The following is a 22,527-nucleotide window of genomic DNA, read 5'->3' as shown; positions in this document are numbered from 1 at the left end:
AAAGGGGAAAAAGGGCGGGTCAAACCGCCCTTTTTTGTGTTTCGGAAAGGTGAAAAGCGAAAGCTTAATCTGCCAGCGGCTTGGAACCGCGTCCGATTTTTGGCAATTTCGCGGCGCCTGCGGCCAACCTTCGCGGGCTTTTATCCTATGTCACGATTGAAAACCCTGCTGCTGTTTGCCTCTATTCTGGTCGTTGCCTTTGGCTTACGGCTCTATAAACTAGGCGATTACAGTGTTTTCTTCGATGAGCAGGCTTCCCTGCTGGTATCGCAGGGTGTTCCGATGGAAGGCGCAAACCAGCCCGAGCTGCACGGCAAGTATTTTACACCGAAAGACTTCTGGAAGACCAAAACGATGGCCGATTATTACGAGGCCCTCAACCGGAGTGACATCGGAAATTCACCCGCCTTCTATTTTCTTTTTCATTTCTGGGGAGACTGGTTCGGGTTTTCAGACTTCTCGGCCCGCTTTTTTTCCCTCATTTTCAGTGTTCTGACCGTTTGGCTCGGGTTCCGTTTCACGCGCAAACACATCAAAAGCGACGGCGTAGCGCTTGCAGTGGCGCTGACGCTCGCGCTGGAGCCCTTCTTCATTGCCTACAGTCACCAGGCGCGGAACTACTCGATGACGTTCTTTTTTACGTTGCTGGCGACGGATATTTTCCTCGACATCGTCACCGCCAAAAAACAGGCCCCCTGGACCCTGTTTGCGGCCTATGCCGTTGTTGCGCTGATCGTCTGGTATTGCCATTTCCTGGCAATCATCGTGATCGTCATTCACGGCATGTATGTGCTGCTGTTTGTCCGCGATTTGCGTATCTGGGTCGGTCTCGGACTGGCGGTACTGGTGCCGGTGGCAGGGATGGTCTGGTGGATGTCTCCCGGAAAGGGCGGCGAATATACCCTTCATACGCTGGCGTACCAGGCGAAACTGTACAAGACCGTCGCCTATACCCAGCCGAGTGAAATGGTGAATCCGGCAACGGTTCCGAACGTCTGGAAAAAGCTGGCGCCGATTCTGGCCGACCAGTTCTGGGTGAGTAACGGCCTGGCGGGGCGGCTGGCGGGAGCGCGCAACTGGGCGATCTGCGGTGCGGTTACCCTGCTCGGAGCATTCTGTATCTGGCGCTACCGGAAGACAGAGGCGCTGGTCTGGCCGACCATCGCGGTATTGGCCCTGGCGGGTTCTCTCTTTGTTTATACGGTAAACCCGTTCGGCTACCTGGTTTTTCAGGCATCTCTGCTGCTGCTGTCGGTTTTCGCGGGGTATTTTCTGTCTCACCGGGCGGAGCGGCCGATGCTGGTTTTCTTCCTGCTGCTGACGTTTGTTCCGACGGCCGTGCTGGTGCTTATGTCCTTCAAAAACGACCATACTTTCGGATTGACACAGCGTTACGGCGGCTTCTCGTTCCCGTATGCGATCATTCTTATTACCCTCACGCTGAAAGAGTGCCGGATACTTCCGGTATGGGAAAAGGGGATATTAGTAGCGGCGGGAATCGTGCAGCTGATCTGGCTGGGTACCGTACTGGAAAGTATCTACGAAGACCGCTCGCCGAAGTATACCTACCGGTCGGAGCCACGTACGGCCAATCCCTGGAAAAATACTGCCGAAAAAATCACGAAACTATATGCTCCCGGAGATACGATTATCTATCCGAACAGCAATACAGCAGCCGGATATGGCGCTGCGGATGAGTACACCCGGGATATCCCTGTGAAGATTCTGGATGCGCAGCTCGTCAACCTGTACCTGCCCCGGCAGGCGATGTATTGGCAGCGCGTAGACCCGCTTGAGCGGGATAAAGTGTATCTTTGGCAAAAATCAACCGGAAAAAGGATCCTCCTTTTCGATTTCGAAGGAACGAAGTATCGCTACTGACGTTCAACTTCCCATTCTACTATTCCAGCCTTCATTTCAGTAATGAGCGCAGACTTGAAACAACTAGCCGGGCAACTGAGACTCAAGGCACTCGAACTTTACAAGATGGCCAATGCCGGCCATATCGGGTGTTCCCTGAGCTGTATGGACCTGATGATCGGAAGCCTTGTCCGGCAAAAGAGACCTACGGAGTCCTTTATTCTGTCGAAAGGACACGCCGCAGCGTCGCTGTATACCTGCCTGAACTACCTCGGGGAAATCTCCGACGAAACACTCCTGACGTTTTACCAGAACGGGACGACCCTCCCCGCCCACCCGGCGCCGAACAAACACGCCGGTATTCCGTTTGCCACCGGCTCACTCGGCCATGGACTTCCCATTGCCACCGGTATTGCGAATGCCAACCGGCTGATGGGCCAGGACGATCTCACGTTTGTCCTGATGTCAGACGGGGAGACGAACGAAGGTACTACCTGGGAGGCGCTGCATTTCGCGGTAGCCAACCGCCTGGACCGTCTCGTGGTGCTGGTTGACCGCAACCGCCTCCAGGGTTTCGGGTATACGGAAGACATCCTCGGCGACTCGGCGGCTCCGCATAAGTTCGAAGCCATCGGCGCCGATGTGACGGAGATCGACGGGCACGATATTCCGCTCATTATTGCGACGATTGATACCCTGAGAGACCGCCGGGACGGTCGGCCGAAGGTAGTCGTTGCCAATACCGTCAAAGGCAAAGGTGTTTCCTACATGGAAAACCGTATGGAATGGCACTACCTGCCCATGTCCGCCGATTTGTACGAACAGGCCCGGGAAGAAGTTCTCCAGGCCTATCCTCAACCTTAAACTACGTATCCGTTTCGCGGATTTACTGATGACCGATTCACTACGCGACGATATTCTCCGGCTCCGGGGCCCCATTTTTGTGTATGGCGCCAGCGGATTTATCGGAGCTACTCTGTTCGAACGACTTTTTGCTATCCGGAAGGATGTCTATGCCCTGACCCACGACGCCCGCAAAGCCTGGCGGCTGAAACTGCTGGACGTCCCTTCTGAAAATGTCATCCACTGCGACATTGTGTCGCCGACCTCCGTTAAGGGAGTTTTTGACGCGCTTCAACCCAAAACGATCTTTAACCTCGCTGCTTACGGCGCTTATTCCAAGCAGCAGAATATCATCCTGACCTACGAGACGAATGTCATCGGAACGGTCAACCTGCTCGAAAACTGCGGTCCGGATCAGGTATATGTGCATGCGGGAAGCAGCTCGGAGTATGGGTTTAACTGTACGGCTCCGGCGGAAACAGACCCGGTGGAGCCCAACAGCCACTACGCCGTTTCAAAGGTTTCGTCGGCCTACCTGATTCAATTCTATCACCGGGTACACCAGAAAAAAGCGGTTAACCTTCGCCTGTACTCCATTTACGGAGATTGGGAAGAGCCCGACCGCCTGATTCCGAAGCTGGTTGAAAACGCACGGAAGGGGCAGCTTCCGCCGTTCGTTTCACCCGAGATCTCCCGGGATTTTGTGTACGTGGACGATTGTGTCGCTGCGTTTGTAAAGTCGGCTTTGGCTGATTTTCAGGTCATTGGCGGGCATTCCTATAACATCGCTTCCGGCGTCAAAACGACGATCGCAGATCTGGCGCAGACCACGCGGACAGCGTTCAACGTTGCGCAGGAGCCGGTTTACGGTGCCATGCAGAACCGGAAGTGGGACCTGGCCGACTGGTACGGCGACCCCACCGCGGCAAACCGTGACCTGAACTGGAAAGCAGAAATCTCCCTGGCGGAAGGTTTGCGCCGGACGGCCGACTGGCAAAACCGCCAAAAGTATGAAGAGCGCGTATTGCCGGCATTTGCCAATCCGTACCTCAACCCTGTCATTTCCGCGATCATTGCGTGCTACAAGGATGCTCAGGCCATGCCGTACATGTATGAGCGCCTGGTAAAGACCTTCAACGAAATGAAGGTCCGGTATGAAATCATTTTCGTCAACGACCGCTCCCCTGACAATTCTGAGGAGGTACTCGAAGAACTCTGCGCGAAGGATCCCAACGTCATCGGCATTACCCACTCCCGGAATTTCGGCAGCCAGTCGGCATTTCTGAGTGGTATGGAAATTTCAACGGGAGATGCGGTGGTACTCATGGACGGGGACCTGCAGGATCCCCCCGAAATCATTCCTTCTTTTTACGAAAAATGGCAGGAAGGATTTGAAGTGGTCTACGGAACACGGGTGCAGCGGGAGATGAAGCCCCATATTCACCTGTTTTACAAGGGTTTCTACCGCGTTTTCCAAAGCCTGAGCTACATTCCCATTCCGCGGGACGCGGGTGATTTTTCGATGATGGACCGGAAGGTAGTCAAAGAACTCGTCGCCCTCCCGGAAACAGAACAGTTCCTCCGCGGGTTACGGGCATGGGTGGGCTTCAGGCAGACGGGTGTACCCTATGTCCGGCCGGAGCGGATGTTCGGCGTGTCGACCAACAACTGGCGCAAGAACATCTGGTGGGCGAAGAAGGCGATTTTCTCGTTCAGCTTTGTTCCGCTGGAACTGATGAGCTACGGCGGTATCGCGCTGACCGGGCTGTCGATTCTCGGCATTTTCTACCAGATTCTGGCGAAGTACATTTTCGCGCCGGATACGCCGCAGGGCTTTACCACGGTCATTATCCTCATCACGCTTTTCGGCGGGTTGACGATGATGGGCCTGTCGTTCCTCGGCGAATACATCAGCAAGATTTTTGAGGAGACGAAGAAACGTCCGAAATTCATCCGCACAAAGGTCCGGAAGGGCGGAAAAATGTACCAGACGTCCGAGGAAATCCGTACGCTGGTCGCGCAGCAGAAGAAATGAGACCGGTTTGCCGCTCCAACGGTAAACTGCCAACCGAATCAGGCAATGAGAAATGAATTCAGCAAGGCCATCGAACAGCTGGCTTTGGCGGACGATAAAATCCTTTTCATCACCGGCGACCTGGGCTACAAGGCGCTGGAAAACGTACAGGCCAGCCTCGGCCCGCGGTTTATCAACGCCGGCGTCGCCGAACAGAATATGGTCGGCATGGCCGCCGGAATGGCCTACAAAGGCTATAAAGTCATTTGCTACTCGATTGCACCCTTTGTCGTCTACCGCTGCCACGAGCAGTTCCGGAACGACGTCTGCCTGCATAATCTTCCGGTATTTCTTGTCGGAAACGGCGGTGGGTACGGCTATGGGATCATGGGCAGTACGCACCACGCCATCGAAGATATTGCCGTACTCAGCCCCTTGCAGAATGTCACCTGCTGGGTGCCGGCCTTTGCCGACGAAGTCGAAGAATGCGTGAGCGGAATGGTAGCAGCCGGCCGGCCGGCCTATCTCCGCCTCGGCTACGGCCCGAATACACCGTCGCTCGAAAGCGTTTCAGGTTCGTTCAAGATTTTGCAACGGCATGAAGATGCGGAAGGCACCGTACTGGCATTGGGTCCGATCGCGGCCAATGTCCTGAAAGCGCTTGAAAAAACCACACGCAAGTTCAACGTACTGACGGCTCTGACGTTGCCGCTGCAAGTTACAGATGAAGTGGCCGACCTGCTGGAAAACGCCGGGCATGTCGTAACGGTTGAAGAGCACGTCAGTATCGGCGGGCTCGGGCAGCAGTTGTCGCTTCAGTTACTGGAACGCGGCACACGCCTGAAGAGCTTCCGGAGCCTGCGGGCAGCGGGGTATCCGCAGGGATTGTACGGCGACCAGTCTTTCCATCAACAACAATCGGGGCTCGATCCCGACTCGATTCTCAACGTGCTGACGTCATTGCGGTCGTACGCCGTTTTCTGACCTGAATGAAAAAAGGATTCTGGGCGGTTGTCCTTGGCATTATTCCCGTCATCTGGTATTTCAGCCTGCTTGATGCTTACGCGGTGAATGTCCCGAAATGGGATGATCACGGCCTGCGTGCGTTTCTGGACCGGGTGTTGCATGCCACATCGGTGTCCGGGTTTTTCTATGCCTTCTGGCGGCAGCATAATGAGCACCGAATCGTCTTCGACCGCCTGCTGGCATTTTTTGACTATGCCGTTACCGGAAAACTGAATTTCGTTCACCTGATGTGGGCGGGAAGCCTGACGCTGGTCGGATTGCTGATTATCTGGTGGAAGGCGGTTCGGAATACCTTCTCTCCCGCCCTTCTTCTGCCGTTGCCTTACCTCCTGTTTACCCTCTCCCAATGGGAAAACATGTATTGGGGAATGGCGGCAGCGCAGAACTTCGGCGTCGTCTTCTTTTCTGCCTGGGCGATCTACTTCCTGACGATCCGGAAAAAACTGGTACCGGCGTTGCTGGCGGCGCTGCTGGCGACCTGCACCAGCGCAAATGGTTTGATTGTCTGGCCGATTCTTGCCGTACTGTGGTTTCTCCAGGCGCAGCCGGGCAAGGGAATCGCAACGGTGATAGCCGGCGGCGCGAGCTGGGCACTGTATTTCTGGGGGTACGCAAAAGTGCCGCAGCCTACGCATCCGGTAAGCAGTGTCATCGGCAGTTTTCTGAAAGCTTCGGTACTTTTTCTGGGTTCGGCTTTCCAGCCGCTGTATCCGTCCCGACCGGAAGCGCTGGTCTGGGCTGGCGGGATAGCAGTTATTGTTCTCGCACCGACGGCGGTTGTCCTGATCTTACTACGTATCCGGAAGAAAGAAGCACTACCGCTTGACTTTTTCCTGCTGGGAATGCTGGCGTACATCGCCGGCACGACGGTAGTGGTCGCTGCCGGCCGCATGGGATTCGATGACATCGTCTTCCTGACGAGCCGGTATAAAATATACTCGGTTCTGTTGCTGATGACGCTGTATACGTGGGTTCTCCGCCAGGGAAAATGGCAGGTACCTGTCGCGCTGGGGGGAATAGGTTTCGGTGTTTTATTTCTACTGGCGTCCTATACCTACTTTTTGCCGGAAGCGCTGCGCCTCCGTCAGCAGTTGCTGGCGATGCAGTACAACTGGATGATACCGGGCAAGCCTGTCGTCCTGTCGGATGCGGTCAACGAGCCTGCACGGGCTTTTTACGATTCGTGTGACATGCAGGTGCAAACGGCGGTCGTCGTGCCTCTCATGCCGATCCGGTATGAAAAGGATTTTGCGGTACTTCCCCTGGCGAAAGGACAGCCCGGCAACTATCCCGATTGTTATTACCTGGCGAAGGGAGCGAAGCGATCTTACCTGGTACCGGTGAATTTCAACCGTACCAACCGGGTATTTGCGCATCCGGGAAGTCCGGATTACCTCGTTCCGGTATCGGAAACAGTGGTTTCCTACCTGGAAATGGATCCTGGAAACTACCGGTTGTATTTCGTGGATGCCGGGAGCGGAAACGGATGCAGAACCTTTGAAACGGGCCGGTCGCTGGAGATTCCGGTACGGCCACGACCGGCTGCATTACCGCAAAACTGGTAATGCAGGTGGACCGGTAGCTCATTCAATTGAGCAAATTCTATTGATTATCAATTCTTTAACAAATAGCCGGTGAAACATAAACCGGCATCGGGTTTGGTCTGGAACCATATTTGCCCGATTATTGCAGTAATTTTGTCCGGTCATTCCTTCTTCAGAAGGTGACTTTCAACCAATAGTCTACTTCATGTCTGTTCTGCTGTCGATTGTAATGCCCGCCTATAACGAAGAGGAAATTATTGAAACCGTCGTTCGGAACTGGTCGGCATTCCTTGACACCCACTTCCAACCCCTCGGAGAAACCCGCCTGATTGTCGTCAACGATGGCTCAAAGGATTCTACCGGCGCCAAACTCGACGAAATTGCCCCGAAGTACCCCCGGCTTGTGGTGGTCCATCAGAAAAACGGCGGACACGGCAATGCCGTTGTCCACGCTTATCGCAAAGCGGTCGAAATCGGCTCAGAATGGGTGTTCCAGACTGACTCCGACGATCAGTTTGTAGCTGAAGACGTACTCAAGCTGTGGAATAAACGGGAAGAATCCGATTTCATCATGGGTTTCCGGCAGGTCCGGCATGATGCGACCTTCCGGCTCTTCGTGACGCGCGTCCTGAAATACTCCCTGTTTGCCGTATACGGAACGATGATTTCCGACAGCAATATCCCCTTCCGGCTCATCCGAGGCAGTTTCCTCAAAAAACTACTCGCCCAACTGCCGGAACCCCTGCCGTTTGCTCCGAATATCTTCCTTGCTGTGATGGCCCGCAAGGCCGGGCAGAAGACGTTCGACATCCCCATTACCCACAAAGAGCGGGCTACCGGCGAAGTATCCATCCAGAAAATGAAACTGCTGAAGGTCTGCTGGCAGAGCTTCAAGGAGCTTTTCCGGTTCCGCCAGGAACTCAATGAAAAGGTACGGGCTATCAAAGCGGCCTGATCCTCAGATCTTTTATTCAACTGCCATGCACTATCAATACGTTATCATCGGTTCGGGCCCGACAGGCCTCGGCGCGGCATACCGCCTGAAGGAACTCGGTATCACCGATTTTATCATCCTCGAAAAAGAAGATTACATCGGTGGACTTGCCACGAGTTTTGTGGACGAAAAAGGTTTTACCTGGGACGTCGGCGGACACGTGCAGTTTTCCCACTACAAATACTTTGACGAGCTGATGGAAAAAGCGCTCGGCAAAGACGGTTGGCTGACCCACCAGCGCGAAAGCTGGGTGTGGATCGAAAACCGGTTCGTTCCCTATCCGTTCCAGAACAACATCAAATACCTCTCTCCGGAGACGATGTGGTCCTGCCTCGAAGGCCTCATCGAGCTTTACAAAAACCCGTTCAAAGGCAAGCCGGCCAACTTCCGCGAGTGGATTCTCGCGACCTTCGGAACCGGCCTCGCCCAAACGTTCATGTTCCCCTACAACTTCAAAGTCTGGGCCTATCCGCCGGAAGACATGAATGCGGTTTGGGTAGGCGAGCGTGTGGCGGTGACGGACCTGCAGCGTGTCACGAAAAATATCCTCTTTGATAAAGACGATTACTCCTGGGGACCGAACTCTACCTTCCAGTTTCCGAAAGAAGGCGGTACCGGAGCCATCTGGCAGAATGTAGGCAGGCTCGTCGGCGAAGAGAACATCCTTCTCAAAGCGGAAGTAACGGGCGTTGATCCCCAGGCTAAAAAGGTATCCCTTGCCGACGGCCGCGAGATCACCTACGGTACGCTGCTCAATACAATGCCGCTGGATCTCTTTACGCAAAAAGTAAAGGGACTTGATCCGGCTGTGACTGAAAAAGCCCAGGGGTTGAAGCACTCTTCGACCAATGTCATCGGTATCGGTCTCAAAGGAAAACCCAAGGAAGACCTGGCGACGAAATGCTGGATGTACTTCCCGGAAGCCAATAGCCCCTACTACCGGATTACGGTATTTTCAAACTATTCGGAGAAAAACGTCCCCGATCCGGATACACAGTGGTCGCTGATGACGGAGACGAGCGAATCGTCGAAAAAGCCCGTCGACCAGAAAACCCTCATGGCCGACACGATCAAGGCGCTCATCGAAGACCAGCTGATCGAATCGGAAGACCAGATTCTGTCTCAATTCCATTTCCGGACGGAATACGGTTACCCGACCCCCAGCGTGGAGCGCGACGGTATTCTGAAGCAGGTACTCCCCGCCCTGGAACCCTACGGAATCTATTCCCGCGGACGCTTCGGCGCCTGGAAATACGAAGTTTCCAACCAGGATCACTCCCTCATGCAGGGCGTGGAATGGACCAACCGGGTCGTCCTCGGCGTACCTGAGTTGTCGCTCTTCTTCCCCGACACGGCCAACGCCATGTGGGGAAAGTAATCCCTTCCGCTTGACGTTTCCGGAAAGAACCTTTTTATTCGCTGCCAGCCGGGTTCCCGGCTGGCAGTTTTGATACCGGCCCTTTCGTTTCATTCTCCAACTATCACTGCGTGAAGAGAATTTACTGGATTTCAGGCGGGGTACTCCTGGCGGCTCTGGGCTGTTGGTTCTACTACCGGTGGACGACCAACGAGCGTTCAGCCTGGGCGTACATTCCCGATGACTACCTGCTGGCGGTAGAAAGTACGGAGCTTCAGCGTCCGTCGGAGCCCATCCGCTCGTATCAGATCAAGCTGACGGACCTGCCGATTCTGGAAGAAGCCCAGAACGGATTGCAGGTACTTCAGCAGGCGGTGACGGATACAGCCCTGCTCCGCTCTTTTCTCGACGGAAAAACAATTACTTATTCCCTGCACGCGGAGAATATCAGCCTCGTCAACTACCTGCTGTACATTCCGTACTCGCCGAAGGACCAGGCTTTCCTCAACTATATCAACTCCCTCAATACCAACGAGGTACGCGGCCTGAAACACCAGACGGCGAAGCAGAGCATCACCGATATTACAATCGCGTCGACAAGGCAGCGGTTCTCGTTCACCCAGTATGACAACTACCTGATTCTGAGCAAGTCTTCCCTGCTGGTGGAGAATGTTGCGATGAAAATCAGCAAGCTGCTCGATGTTCCGGAAGGCTCCCCTCCGACGCCGGCCGAATACGCCACGGCGCAAACGAAACTCCGGCTCAACTGGCCCAACCTCCGAACCCTGGGCGGGCGGATGATGAACCGGCAGTCGGCCGCCGGCGCGCTTATTTCCCTTCTTCCGACCAATACCGCCTTCCGCTGTCAGGTCAATGGCGTAAAAAAGGACCTGTTCGTCGAAACAACTTCCCCGGTAAAAGACGCCAATCCCTATTGGCAGACGCTCGACGGGCAGCAGCCTGCGCCACTCAGCAGCCAGCGGTTTATTCCCAACGGTACGGCGGCTTTTTACCAGATCAGCCTCTCTGACCCGATCGGCTGGGCCAATCGGCTTATCCGGTACATGCGGAAAAACGAGCCGGGACTTGCCGACCAGAAAGCACACTGGAAATCCACCTACCTCATCAACCCCGATTCGGTGTACTACCACATCAACCGGGAACTGATGCTCTGCCGGATGGAGAGCGACGAGCTCAACGAAGGCGGTAACCTGCTGTTGCTCAAGCTCAACCGACCCCGTGCGTTTCTGAACTGGTTTGAATACGAAGCCGGGAGCGTTCGTCAGGAAGAAAAACTGGCGAAGTTCGAAGAGGTAGTCGCCGGAAGAACCATTCGCCAGATTGCCTTGCCGGAACTCCCTTCCGTATGGTTTGGAAGCGTATTTCAGGGTTTTCCGAAGACCTATTACACAGTGGTAGACGGGTATGCCGTCTTTGGCAGCAATGTGCAGGTACTGCGAAACTACCTCGCCGATTACAAACGCGGCAACGTCTGGGCCAACTCGGCGCAGTCGCAGGAAGTCTTCCGGAGCCTCAAAGCCAGTCCGTTTACAATGGTATTCAACGCCGGGAAGTCCTGGTTTTCGGTACTGACAAACCTCAAAAACGACTGGAAAGGTCCTGTAACCCACCTCGAAGAACCGCTCAAACGCCTCAATTTCCTCTCGTGGCAGACCGAGGTGCGCGGCGGCAACGTGGCACACCGGCTGGTATGGACCAAAGGCCGCATCAGCGCCGATCCCGGTCTGCTCCGGAAATTGTTCCTGCAGAAAAACATACCGAACCCGCTGGGCCGTCCGCTGCAACGGGAGCCCTATGTCTATAAAAATGCGGTGACGGGGACGACTGACCTGGTACTTCAGACGACGGACAACGACCTGGTTCCGGTAGCTGTCGGCGCCAAACCAACCGTGAAGTTCCGCCTCTCGGGGCCAATCGTCGCGCCGATTCAACTCATGGATTACTTCGGCCGGGGGCGCGATCAGATGCTGATTTTTACGGCAGATCATTTGTATATCCTCCATCCGACCGTTAAAGGCTACCAGCTTTTTGCTTCAAAAGGCTTCTCCCGTCTGCCGAGTTACCAGTTTTCCCTGTTTGACCAGGTACCGGAGCGGAAGGTCCAGTTTTCGCTGATGGATGCAGACGGGCGGCTCTACAACGTAGCCAAGTCGAACCTCCAGCTGACGCCCGCCGGGCAGGTCCGGGACGTACGGCAGGTACAGGCGCCGGTCAACAAAGTCAATCTCAAAGGGCAGGAATACCTCGTGATGCTTGAACCCGGCGGCCGCCTCAACCTGGTCAGTGCCAAAGGCTTATCTGCTCCCGGCTTCCCAATCAACCTCAGCCAGTCGTTCGACTCGCCGCCCTTTATCGAAACGAGCGACCGGGAAGCTGATTTCTCGCTGCGGCTCGTCAGCGCCGACGGTGAGCTCATCCGCATGAACCTGGAAGGAAAAGTACTGGAGCGGCAGCAAATGGTAAAGCCCTCGCGGGAGACGCGGTTCCGCCTGCTGCTGGAAGAATCGGGCAAAGACTGGCTCGTGATGCAGCAGACGAACGAAAACGTAACCTTATTCGACAAGCGGCTGAATACCCTGTTCAACATTTTCCCGATCACGGCGGAAAGTCAGCTCCGCTATTTTGACTTCGGAGCGGAGACGAAGATTCTGTCGGTCACCGACGGGCGCGGAACAATGTTATACGACCTTCGCGGCGAAAAGCTCATCCAAAGCCCGGTGCCGAGCCTCTACCCGCTGACGGTCGAATTTGCCGAGTCGTACCAGAAACTGTACCTCTACGGCACTGACGAACGGGGTGTGCGCATCATGACTTCCAAAATCCGGTAACGAAATTCCCACGTAAGCGAGGCCACGCCGGCCTCATTTTTTGCCTATTTTTGGCGTTTCTGTAATAGATCAATGCTTTTTAATTCCCTTCAATTCCTGGTCTTCTTCGGGATCGTCACCCTGAGTTATTTCAGCCTGCGCTGGAAAGGCAGATGGATGCTGCTGCTCCTGGCGAGCTGTTATTTCTACATGGTGTTTGTTCCGAAGTATATCCTCATTCTGTTCGGAACGATTGTGATCGACTACTTTGCCGGTCTCTGGATCGAACGGGCGGAAGGGAAAAACCGGAAACTGCTGCTGATGCTGAGCCTCGTCGCCAACATCGGTATTCTCGCGTTTTTCAAGTACTTCAATTTTCTGGCGGAAAACATCGAGCACGTCGTGCACCTGCTCGGCAGCGGCAGGCATATACCCCGCCTCGGAACCGACCTGTTTCCGGGCGTACTGCTCCCCATCGGTTTATCCTTTCATACCTTCCAGGCCATGAGCTATACCATCGAGGTATACCGCGGCAACCAGAAGGCCGAGCGGCATTTCGGGATTTATGCGCTATATGTCATGTTCTACCCGCAGCTCGTGGCTGGGCCGATCGAGCGCCCGCAAAACGTACTGTGGCAGTTTCACGAGTACTTTCCGTATGATTGGGAGAATATCAAGGACGGTCTGATGCGGATGGCCTGGGGGATGTTCAAAAAGGTCGTTATTGCCGACCGGCTGACGATGGTCGTACACGCGGCGTACAACGATGTACCCGAGCACAATGGATTAAGCCTCCTCGTCGCTACTTTCTTCTTTACCATTCAGATTTACTGCGATTTTTCAGGGTACTCGGATATCGCCATCGGTGCGGCAAAGGTCATGGGTTTCCGGCTGATGGAAAACTTCCGCGCGCCGTACGAAGCGGCGTCCATTTCGGAATTCTGGCGGCGCTGGCATATTTCGCTGTCTACCTGGTTTCGTGACTACCTGTACTTTCCGCTCGGCGGAAGCCGGGTATCGCCCTTCCGGCAGTACCTCAATCGCTTCATCGTCTTTCTGGTGAGCGGTATCTGGCATGGCGCCAACTGGACGTTCGTGATCTGGGGGGCGCTGCACGGCCTGTACCAGACGCTGGCGCAGATGCGGGACAAGTTTCTGGAAAAACGGGGTATCGTCATGCCCTCAACGCGCTGGTATCACCTGCTGCAGGTTGGGCTGACGTTTGTTCTCGTGATGTTTACCTGGATTTTCTTTGCTGCGCCCAACGTGCGGGATGCGTTCCGGATCATCGCCAAAATCGCGCAGCTTTCCTGGAGCGATCCGCTTCAGACTCCGCTCAATCAGGCCGAGATGCTTTTCTCCTGCCTGCTGATTGTATTTCTGTTCTGGAAAGAGAAGTATTTCTTCCAGATTCCGACGGCCCATACCGGTCGCTTCTGGCTGGTCTTCGGAAGCCTGGCGGTTTCCTGCTACCTGTTCGGAGTGTTCAGTTCCAACCAGTTTATTTATTTTCAGTTCTGATGCGTTACGTTGCCCTGCTGCTTCTGATTGTGGTCTTTCTGGCCAGCGTTTCCCGGAGTTTTTACCGGACGCTGGGTAGTGCGGGACTGATTCCAGACGACTACCGCTACGGCGATCTGTATCGTTTCAGTAACCTGGCGGCCTTCCGGTCCGACCGCGAAGGACAATGTACCGCCGTACCCGTCCGCAAGGCAAAAGCGGCGCTCTATGCCGTCGGCGACAGTTTCATGGAGCCCGGCTATGTCAATGCCGGCGATATTGCCGCGGACTATTATTCGTATACGCACTGGAACGACCACCGGACCGTGGCGCTCGATTCGTCCGTCCGCAATGTTCTGTTGATTGAAAGTGTCGAACGGCATTTCCGGGAACACCTCGCCAAACCGGTTGAGAACCTTCAGGTCGTGCAAGGCGCTGTTTCGGACCAGGCGGAGACAAAGCCCAGTGCCTGGACAGACTTCGAACAGTTTCTGACGGGGCCCGCCGAAATCCGGAAGGACTTTCCGGAAGAGCGCCTCGACAATATGTTGTTTAACTGGGATTTCTTCCTGCGTATCCGGGAATGGAAAGCGCAGCTGAACCTCGATCTGTTCGGCCGGTCGCACCCGATGACGTCTCTTTCCCCCGACGAACAGCATATCTTCCTGAAACTGGATACCGACCCGAAGGTCATCAATTCCAATTTCAATGAGCTGACAGATGAAGAGGTCGGTACGCTCGTCCGGCGCCTGAACGAATCGGCGGACCACTACAAAAAAGCCGGATTTGATGAGGTGATTCTGTCCATTATCCCCAATAAAACGACGATAGCGGCTCCTGCGATGGGCCGCTATAATCGCCTGATTGAACGGATACAACAACATCCGGATCTCAGGCTGACGATCGTCGATAGTTATGGCTGGCTGAAAAGTGCAGGCCCGAAGGCCTACCAGCCGGGAGACAGTCACTGGACCTGTGAAAGCCGCGCCAAATGGCTGACGCAGCTCAACGGCGTACTGCTCAGATAAGCGTCAGGAAGCTCTTGAAGATGGCAGCAAGGCGGATGGCGTCAAATACGCGCGCCTGTGACGCTCCGTGCTGGCGGACGCTGGCTTCGTGCGAGGTTACGCACATTTCGCAACCGTTCACGGCCGAAATCGCGAGGCTCAGCAGTTCAAAAAACTCCTTGCCCAGTACGGGATTGACCATGATGCTCATCTTGATTCCGGCCGGCATTGTGTTGTAGGTTTCCGAGTCCATGAAGTGGCGGAAACGGTAAAACACGTTGTTGGCGTTCATCAGCGACACACAGGCAGCTACTTCCTGAATTTCCTTTTCTTCTGCACCCTGCTCTTTTGCGGCTGCTTCAATGCCTGCGGTAACCGCCGGAGCGGCCTTCTCGTTGATGGCTACGCCGAGGGCGAGCAACAGCGCTTCCTTTTTCGTCAGGTTTTGTGACTTGAGGACGTTCTGTACGTTGATACGCAGGTCTTTCAGGTACCGGTGGTCGGTGCTGTTGAGGCGGTCGAGCCACAGGCTTTCAAAACTCTCGGGAAGATGAATCTCGGAAAGAAGGTTCTTCTTCGTTTCAGATGCTATTCCAAACATGGGATGTTGTGTTAAGAAAGTGTTTTCGGTTTTCAGTCTTCTGTTTTCAGTTTGAGGGGCAACCGGCCTCTCCCGAAACTGAAAACAGAAAACCGAAAACCGAAGACTGTTCTAGACGTTGAGGGTTTCCTCGCCCTTCACCCAGTTACAGGGGCAGAGCTCGTCGGTCTGGAGGGCGTCGAGTACACGGAGCACTTCGTCCACGTTCCGGCCTACGCTCAGGTCGTTGGCCGCAACGAAACGAACGATACCCTGGGGATCAACGATGTACGTCACGCGGTAAGCGATTTTTTCATCGGCCGTCAGGATGCCGAGTTCTTCGGCGAGTGACTTGGACGTATCGGCCAGCATCGGGAATTTGAGGTCACGCAGGTCGTCATGGTTCTTGCGCCATGCCAGGTGAACGAATTCGCTGTCGGTAGACGCACCGATCAGGATCGCGTCGCGGTCTGCGAAGTCAGCAGCCTTCTGGTTGAAAGCGGCGATTTCGGTCGGGCATACGAAGGTGAAATCCTTCGGCCACCAGAACATCACGAGCCACTTGCCGGCGTTTTTGTGGTCTTCGCCGGTGATATCGTAGAACTCGTTACCTTTTTCGAGGGAAACAACTGCGGTTTTCTTGAATTCCGGGAATTGAGCGCCAAGGCCCAGCATACCATTTGCCATGAGAAGAGGATTGTTAAAAGAATGTTTAATCAAATAAAATCACTAAATAATCCTATTAGATACTCGTCTTCTAAATGAATGAGAATGTATCTCTTGGAAATGTTTTATTTGGTTTCGGTCACAAAACAAGCCAACTTTGTTTCATCATACAAATCAATTCTTCTGAAGAAAGAATAAGTTTTGCCAATGACGCTGACTCAATTGGAATACCTCGTGGCGATCGCCGATCAGGGGCATTTCGGCCGTGCTGCGGAGCAGTGCGCCGTCACGCAGCCCTCGCTCTCGATGCAGATACAGAAATTGGAGGATGAGCTTGAGGTACAATTGCTGGACCGCAAAAAGCAGCCGACGCAGCCGACGGAAATCGGCGCCCTGATTGTGATGCAGGCGCGGCAGATTCTTCAGTCCTGCGAAAAACTGAAGGCGATTGTCGACGAACGCAAAAACGAACTCGCCGGCGAGATACGCCTGGGCGTCATACCGACCATCGCCCCGTACCTTGTACCGCTGTTTCTCACCAACTTCCTCGAACAATACCGGGATATTCGCCTGAAAATCAGTGAACAAACAACCGAAAGCATCCTTGAAAAGCTGAAAAACGGCCAGCTCGACATCGGATTAATGGCTACGCCTTTTCACGATGACCTGCTGAAGGAATACCCGCTGTTTTACGAAGAGCTCCTGGTGTATGTATCCCCGGACAATGCCCTTTTCAAGAAAAAATACGCGCTGACCAGCGAACTGGACGTCAACGAGCTCTGGCTGCTCGAAGAAGGTCACTGCCTGCGGTCGCAGATCGAGCACCTTTGCCAGCTTCGCCGGAAAACAGCTGATTTTCAGCAAATTGAATACAAGGCCGGCAGCCTGGAAACGCTGAAGAAAATGGTCAATACCTCTGGCGGCATGACCATTCTGCCGGAACTCGCTACACACGATTTCACCGAAGATCAGCTCGAACTGGTGCGGTATTTCGAGGCGCCCGTCCCGGTTCGGGAAGTAGGTCTGGTCACCAATAAAAACTACCTGAAAGAGAAGATTGTCGCGGCCCTGTCGGACGAAATCCGGAAGGTAGTACCCGCTAAAATGCTTCTGGCAAACGAACGATCCGTCGTCAGCGTATAGGTCAGAATTGTAGAATTTTTTGGACGATAACAGGCATTTCCGGCGATCAGGCGTTACTTTTATTCCCCGGTCGCCCCTTCCGGATCTTACCCTGAACCGCCCAGCCAAGACGTATGCCCGAAAAGCCGATATTTTTTGTAGTGGATGACGACGACGACGATCGTGATCTGCTGACCCTGGCCTGGAAGGAAGGCAATTACCCCTGTGAACTGGTTTTTGCAGAGGACGGGCAGAATGCGCTGGAAGTACTCGAACAACTGGAAGTCAAACCAAGCGTCATGATTCTCGACATCAACATGCCGAGAATGGACGGACTTACCCTGCTGGAGCGGTTGAAAACCTCCGGAAAATGGCGGGAAATGCCGGTACTTATGCTCACTACTACCGATCATGCCCATACGGTACAAAAAGCATACAGCCTGGGCGCCAATTCCTACATCGTCAAACCGAATACGTACCGGGACCTGTATCACCTCTGGGATACCGTGTACCAATTCTGGATCAATACCGCACAGCTACCGGCCCGCCTCGGGTGAAGACTCCTCCCCGTTTTTCAATTTCCGGATTTCCGTCTGCTGGTAGTCAATGAGTTGTTCCTGCAACTTCAGGTACCGCTGTTCGAGTTCTTCATACCGTCTTTTCGTGACGACCTCCTCCTGAAACACCGGCCCTTCTCCCCCTTCTCCACGCATGAGCCAGTTTATGTCGACGTTGAACAACCGGATAATTGCGTCGGCTGCCTCCATCGTGAGTTTCGCTTTGCCCTGTTCGATCCGGTAATAGGTTGCCTGAGGAACGCCAATAAGCTGAGCAAATCTAACCACTGAATAATTCTGGGATTCCCTGAGTGTTTTGAGGCGCTGATTTTCCAACATGATATTTTGATATGATTTCTGATCTATCTACTTTTGAAAATTATCAAATTGATAAAAAACATAGCAGTGCTGAAATGAACAGTGCTAAAATAAAGCAACAAAACAGAAACTCCAGTTTTTTGTGCAGTTAAGTATAATTATGAGAGCCTCTCCCGAACTGAAAAGCCGCTTCCAGCAAATCAAGAATGCGCTGGGGCCGGGCTGGAAAGACCGCATTCTTGCCTCCTATCCATCCATGCCTCCCCTGGAAGCGAAGAGCCTGATCGACCGGCTCAACCGCATGGGGCTCGGTCGGGTGACGCCAACCTTAAGCGAACTGGAGCGCTTCCGGGAAGTACTGGAGAGCGGTAAACGATAGGTACTCAGCCATAAAAGGAAGAGGTGGGTCGCTCGACGTCGAGCGACCCACCTCTTCCTTTTTCGTCTCCGGTTGGGCTACAGCTTAATGCCGGCCGGGAGTTTCTCCGTTTTGACGTCTCTTATCTGTCCGTCGTATTTCACTTTCACCGTTTGGGCGACGGGAGAAAAAAACCGCGCACGGGTGATTTTCCCGTCTTTCCAGGTGAAGTCTACAGTCACGTTTCCACGGGCTTTCAGGCCTTTGACCGCACCGCCCGATTTCCATTCGCCGGGAATGGCCGGCAGCAGTTCAATGTACCCGGCGTGGCTTTGGACGAGCATTTCGGCGATACCTGCTGTGCCACCGAAGTTTCCGTCGATCTGGAAAGGGGGCCCCGCCGAAAGCATATTCGGATATACGCCGCCTCCCGCGCCGTTGTTCATGAACGTTTCACGGGTCAACGAAAACAGCTCCCGTACCAGCTTGTAAGCACGGTTTCCGTCCCGCAGGCGCGCCCAGAAAAGCAATTTATATGCTTTTGACCATCCGGGGCTATCGTCTCCCTTGAATTCCAGTACTTTACGAGCCGCTTCGGCTAGCTCAGGCGTACCTTCGGGCGTGATGAGCGACGCCGGATACAAGCCGTACAGGTGGGAAATATGCCGGTGTTTCGGCTCTACTTCCCGATACTCTTCCAGCCATTCCTTCAAACGGCCGTCAGAAGCTACTTCGCCGGGTGGCGGCAGCAGCTTGCGTTTTTCGATCAGGGTTTGGCGGAATGCTTCATCTACTCCGAGTACTTCCGACGCATGGATCACATGCGAGAAGAGCTCCCGGACGATCTGATTATCAATCGTAGGCCCCATGCAGATAGCCGCCGTTTTACCGTTGGGCAGGTAAAAGGAGTTTTCGGGTGAAACCGACGGCGCCGTGACCAGCCAGCCGTGCTTCGGCTCCCGGATCAGCACGCTATTGTAAAATGCCGCCGAACCTTTCAGAACCGGGTAGATATCGCGGAGGTACTGGGTGTCGTTCGTGAATTCATAATGCTGCCAGAGGTTGTTGCATATCCAGCCGGAGCCGGCGTTGGTAGCTCCCCAGGAAGCGTCTTCTCCCGGTTCGGTGTATCCCCAGACATTGGTAATCACGTGGGCAACCCAACCCTCGGCGCGGTAGTAGGCTTTGGCGGTCTTTTCCCCGAAAGGTACCATGCCTTTGACGAGGTCAGCCAGGGGCAGGTTCAGCTCCGGCAGGTTGACGACCTCCACCGGCCACTGGTTCATCTGTATGTTGACGTCGAGGTGGTAGTCGCCGTTCCACGGCGTCTGGATCTGATTGGCCCATAGCCCCTGCAGGTTCGGAGGCAGCAGCCCTACCCGCGTGCTGGCAATGCTCAGGTACCGGCCAAACTGGAAATAGAGCGGTACCAGGGCGGGGTCGGCAGACGGGTTTGCCCGGAAAGCCTCCAGGCGTTCATCGGTCGGTTTCTCCGCCGCCGGCGTAGTTCCGAGCGAAAAATCCGCGCGGGCGTAGAGCGCACGATACTTCGCCGTGTGTTCCTTTTTCTGAACAGCGAAAGGCTTTTTCAGGGCCTTTTCCAGCTCTTTCCGGGTATTCTGAACGAAATCATTTCCGCGGAAATCGGTTCCGGCGGAGATAACGAGGAGCGCTTCCGTCGCGCCGTCGATGGTCAGCTTTCCGTCTTTCGCCGACTGGGTGCCCTCCTTCAGCACTACCCGGATTCGCGCCAGGTAGCGCATGCCGTTGCCGTCGGTACCGTTGTTGAGTTGTCCGCTGAGTTGCAGTTCCTGACCTTCGAGGGCGGTTTTGAAACGTTCTGGCCGGTCGACTGACACCGAAAACCGCAATTGCCCTGGTTTCGAAGCCGTCAGCCGGATCACCGATACATCGTCTCCGAAACTCGTCAGGTACTCCCGGCGATAGGTAACGCCGCCGAGGGAAAAACGGGTAGAAGCCATCGCATCCGAAAGCGACAATTCCCGCTGGTAATCAACCGGTTCCGATGCCACCGGGTACTGATAGTCCAGGTGCAGCGTCCCCAATACCTGGTAGCAGCCAAAGGGAACATTCGCGCCGTTGCCATGACCGGAACCGGCGCCGCGGGCCACGAACTGTTTGTTGACCAGCGCCTGCGCTTCGTCGTTCCGTCCCGCCAGGATTAACTCCCGGATTTTCGGCAGGCTTTTGTGCGCATCGGGGTTATTGGCGTCCTGCGGACTACCCGACCACAGCGTGATGTCGTTCAAAACGACGGATTCTTTTTTCACGCCTCCGTCGGGCATCATGCCCAGCCGGCCGTTACCGAGCGGCAGGGTTTCCTCCCACTGGGCAGCGGGTTTGGCATACCAGATACGTTGCGCCGAGGCCGAAAACCCCAGGAAAATCCAGGCGAGACAGACAACTTTTTTCATCAGTAGTTTTTGTTCTGCAAGAGTACCCCGCCGCTTTTATCAATTTCGGGCTGGGGAATGGGCCATTGGTAAAATTTGTCCTCAAACTTATAGGGGACGAAGCTATCCTTCACGTTGTTCAGCACTTTTCCGGCGATGCGCCAGCGTTTGAGATCGTAATACCGCAATCCTTCGAAAGCCAACTCAATACGCCGCTCCTGCCGGATGCGCTCCCGGAGCTGGTCTTTCGTCAGGCCGGCGGGAAGGGCCGGCTGCCCGGACCGCGCGCGGACGTCGTTGATGGCTTTGAGCACGTCGGCCGTCGGACCGGATACCTCGTTTTCCGCTTCCGCATACATCAGCAGCACGTCTCCCAGGCGCAGGACCACGGCATTTTGCTGGCTCAGCGTAGAGAACCCGTAAGGGATGTTTTCCGGAACGAGGAATTTCATGACGCCATATCCGGTGGGCCGGCTGTTCGACGGTGTATGTACCTTCCCGTCTCCGAAATCAGGATGATCCCGGAAGACCGTTTTCGCCAGACGCGTATCCCGGTTTTTGAAAGGATTGGCCTTATCCGTCAGCGGAGATATGCCGTAGGGCAAACCGTCCGTACATTCAAAAGCGTCTACAAAATTCTGCAACGGACTGACTACCAGCCAATCACCATAATACATATCCCAGGGCCGGGTATTGTTCGGGGCCAGGAAATTGGTGGAATAGATGATCTCGGGATTGTTCTTCTGCCCGGCGTCCCGGAAGATATCCTCAAACTTCGGGCTGAGGCTGTATTGCACCTTTACCTGCTTGCCGAGGTCGCTGACCTGTTTCATGATTGCCGCGTCGGCAACGCCCGTTTCGCCGTAGGCTCCGTAAAGCAATACGCGCATTTTCAGGGCTTTGGCAGAAGTAGCGGTAGCATGCCCGGCATTCTGGAAATAGGGAACGTCTTTCAGGGTAGCAGCTGCAAAATCGAGATCCCTGACAATCTGCGCCAGGATATCGGCGGCGGGGACCTTCGGCTGGCGCTGGGTTTCGAGCGTCAACGGCTCCAGTACCAGCGGCACGTCTCCGTACAAATGCCAGAGCTGGAAGTAATAGAATCCCCGCAGAAAGCGTACTTCCGCTTCGTACTGTTTGCGGTCCGTATCCGTAATATCCGCGTTTTTATATCCTTCCAGTTGTTGCAGGAACAGGTTGACGCGGGCAATGGCTTTGTAGGATTCCCCATAGATCCAGGAAACATACCCGCCGGTCGACGGGCTGATACTCCCCGAAACAATCTCCCGGGCGCTGCCCGAGTTATGCTGGGCGAAACCGTCGTCGGTAAAGCAGCCCCAGACAGGTAGTTCCACCGCCCAGGGGTCTGCCTGCATCGAGGCGTAGTTGGCGGTCAGGGCTTTGTCAAAGTCGCTTTTCGATTTCCAGAAAGTCGCGGTTGAGATCTGATCGAGGGGGTTGAGTTCGAGTTTTCCGCAGGACGTCAGCGCTGCCGAAAGGAACAGTATATGAGCAAGTTGTCGGATATGTCGCTTCACG

General features: G+C 54.7%; 18 protein-coding genes. 13 read left to right on the top strand and 5 right to left on the bottom strand.

From position 1 onward, the window contains the following. The first annotated feature begins 147 nt into the window (after positions 1–147). The 10 genes from BLR09_RS24540 to BLR09_RS24495 all read left to right on the top strand — a co-directional run bounded on the left by BLR09_RS24540 (position 148) and on the right by BLR09_RS24495 (position 14,994). Positions 148–1,881, top strand: coding sequence for a glycosyltransferase family 39 protein (locus BLR09_RS24540; RefSeq protein WP_093208998.1), 1,734 nt, complete (start codon positions 148–150; stop codon positions 1,879–1,881). 42 nt (positions 1,882–1,923) lie between these two features. Beyond that, on the top strand, positions 1,924–2,724 hold the full coding sequence (locus BLR09_RS24535) for a transketolase (protein WP_093208995.1): 801 nt from the start codon (positions 1,924–1,926) through the stop codon (positions 2,722–2,724). A 28-nt stretch (positions 2,725–2,752) separates the two neighbouring features. Beyond that, entirely contained in the window at positions 2,753–4,738 is a 1,986-nt protein-coding gene (locus BLR09_RS24530; RefSeq protein ID WP_093208992.1) for an NAD-dependent epimerase/dehydratase family protein, read from the top strand. Positions 4,739–4,783: 45 nt separating this feature from the next. Further along, the gene (locus BLR09_RS24525; RefSeq protein WP_093208990.1) at positions 4,784–5,701 is read left to right on the top strand and encodes a transketolase C-terminal domain-containing protein; all 918 of its coding nucleotides are present in this window, start codon (positions 4,784–4,786) and stop codon (positions 5,699–5,701) included. 5 nt (positions 5,702–5,706) lie between these two features. Then, positions 5,707–7,308 (top strand): hypothetical protein, encoded by a 1,602-nt coding sequence (locus BLR09_RS24520; protein WP_093208987.1) that lies wholly within the window; start codon positions 5,707–5,709, stop codon positions 7,306–7,308. Between the two features lie 184 nt (positions 7,309–7,492). After that, complete coding sequence (locus tag BLR09_RS24515) at positions 7,493–8,242, top strand: glycosyltransferase family 2 protein (RefSeq protein ID WP_093208985.1); 750 nt, start codon at positions 7,493–7,495, stop codon at positions 8,240–8,242. Between the two features lie 25 nt (positions 8,243–8,267). Next, positions 8,268–9,659 carry a protoporphyrinogen/coproporphyrinogen oxidase gene (locus tag BLR09_RS24510; protein ID WP_093208982.1) on the top strand — a complete coding sequence of 464 codons (1,392 nt, stop codon included), beginning with the start codon at positions 8,268–8,270 and terminating at the stop codon, positions 9,657–9,659. 110 nt (positions 9,660–9,769) lie between these two features. After that, a complete protein-coding gene (locus BLR09_RS24505) occupies positions 9,770–12,487 on the top strand; it encodes a hypothetical protein (RefSeq protein WP_093208980.1) in 2,718 nt (905 codons plus the stop codon). 72 nt (positions 12,488–12,559) lie between these two features. Next, on the top strand, positions 12,560–13,987 hold the full coding sequence (locus BLR09_RS24500) for an MBOAT family O-acyltransferase (RefSeq protein WP_093208977.1): 1,428 nt from the start codon (positions 12,560–12,562) through the stop codon (positions 13,985–13,987). After that, positions 13,987–14,994: a hypothetical protein gene (locus BLR09_RS24495; RefSeq protein ID WP_093208974.1), complete on the top strand. Its 1,008-nt coding sequence runs from the start codon at positions 13,987–13,989 to the stop codon at positions 14,992–14,994. Before BLR09_RS24500 ends, BLR09_RS24495 begins: the two co-directional genes overlap by 1 nt. Here BLR09_RS24495 and BLR09_RS24490 read toward each other — a convergent pair. Then, positions 14,987–15,574 carry a carboxymuconolactone decarboxylase family protein gene (locus BLR09_RS24490; protein WP_093208972.1) on the bottom strand — a complete coding sequence of 196 codons (588 nt, stop codon included), beginning with the start codon at positions 15,572–15,574 and terminating at the stop codon, positions 14,987–14,989. The genes BLR09_RS24495 and BLR09_RS24490 overlap by 8 nt on opposite strands. 111 nt (positions 15,575–15,685) lie before the next feature. Beyond that, positions 15,686–16,240, bottom strand: a complete 555-nt coding sequence (locus BLR09_RS24485) for a peroxiredoxin (RefSeq protein ID WP_093208969.1) — start codon at positions 16,238–16,240, stop codon at positions 15,686–15,688. A gap of 186 nt (positions 16,241–16,426) precedes the next feature. On the opposite strand from BLR09_RS24485, the gene BLR09_RS24480 reads away from it, so the two are divergent. Both BLR09_RS24480 and BLR09_RS24475 read left to right on the top strand, forming a co-directional pair. Then, positions 16,427–17,362: a hydrogen peroxide-inducible genes activator gene (locus BLR09_RS24480; RefSeq protein WP_093208966.1), complete on the top strand. Its 936-nt coding sequence runs from the start codon at positions 16,427–16,429 to the stop codon at positions 17,360–17,362. A 113-nt stretch (positions 17,363–17,475) separates the two neighbouring features. Beyond that, on the top strand, positions 17,476–17,898 hold the full coding sequence (locus BLR09_RS24475; protein WP_093208964.1) for a response regulator: 423 nt from the start codon (positions 17,476–17,478) through the stop codon (positions 17,896–17,898). Here BLR09_RS24475 and BLR09_RS24470 read toward each other — a convergent pair. Next, positions 17,878–18,237 carry a helix-turn-helix domain-containing protein gene (locus tag BLR09_RS24470; RefSeq protein ID WP_093208961.1) on the bottom strand — a complete coding sequence of 120 codons (360 nt, stop codon included), beginning with the start codon at positions 18,235–18,237 and terminating at the stop codon, positions 17,878–17,880. The two genes, BLR09_RS24475 and BLR09_RS24470, sit on opposite strands and share 21 nt — an antisense overlap. Positions 18,238–18,376: 139 nt before the next feature. On the opposite strand from BLR09_RS24470, the gene BLR09_RS24465 reads away from it, so the two are divergent. Further along, a complete protein-coding gene (locus tag BLR09_RS24465; protein WP_093208958.1) occupies positions 18,377–18,595 on the top strand; it encodes a hypothetical protein in 219 nt (72 codons plus the stop codon). A 77-nt stretch (positions 18,596–18,672) separates the two neighbouring features. On the opposite strand, the gene BLR09_RS24460 is transcribed toward BLR09_RS24465, so the two are convergent. Both BLR09_RS24460 and BLR09_RS24455 read right to left on the bottom strand, forming a co-directional pair. Further along, positions 18,673–21,009, bottom strand: a complete 2,337-nt coding sequence (locus BLR09_RS24460) for a glycosyl hydrolase family 95 catalytic domain-containing protein (protein ID WP_093208956.1) — start codon at positions 21,007–21,009, stop codon at positions 18,673–18,675. Next, on the bottom strand, positions 21,009–22,526 hold the full coding sequence (locus BLR09_RS24455) for a RagB/SusD family nutrient uptake outer membrane protein (protein WP_245690013.1): 1,518 nt from the start codon (positions 22,524–22,526) through the stop codon (positions 21,009–21,011). The genes BLR09_RS24460 and BLR09_RS24455 overlap by 1 nt, the downstream gene beginning before the upstream one ends. Position 22,527 lies beyond the last annotated feature (1 nt).

This window comes from Siphonobacter aquaeclarae (genome assembly GCF_900103285.1).
GTDB classification, from domain to species: Bacteria; Bacteroidota; Bacteroidia; order Cytophagales; family Spirosomataceae; genus Siphonobacter; species Siphonobacter aquaeclarae.
The sequence above is the reverse complement of the archived record's forward strand: the minus strand, read 5'-3'. Positions and strand labels throughout refer to the sequence as shown.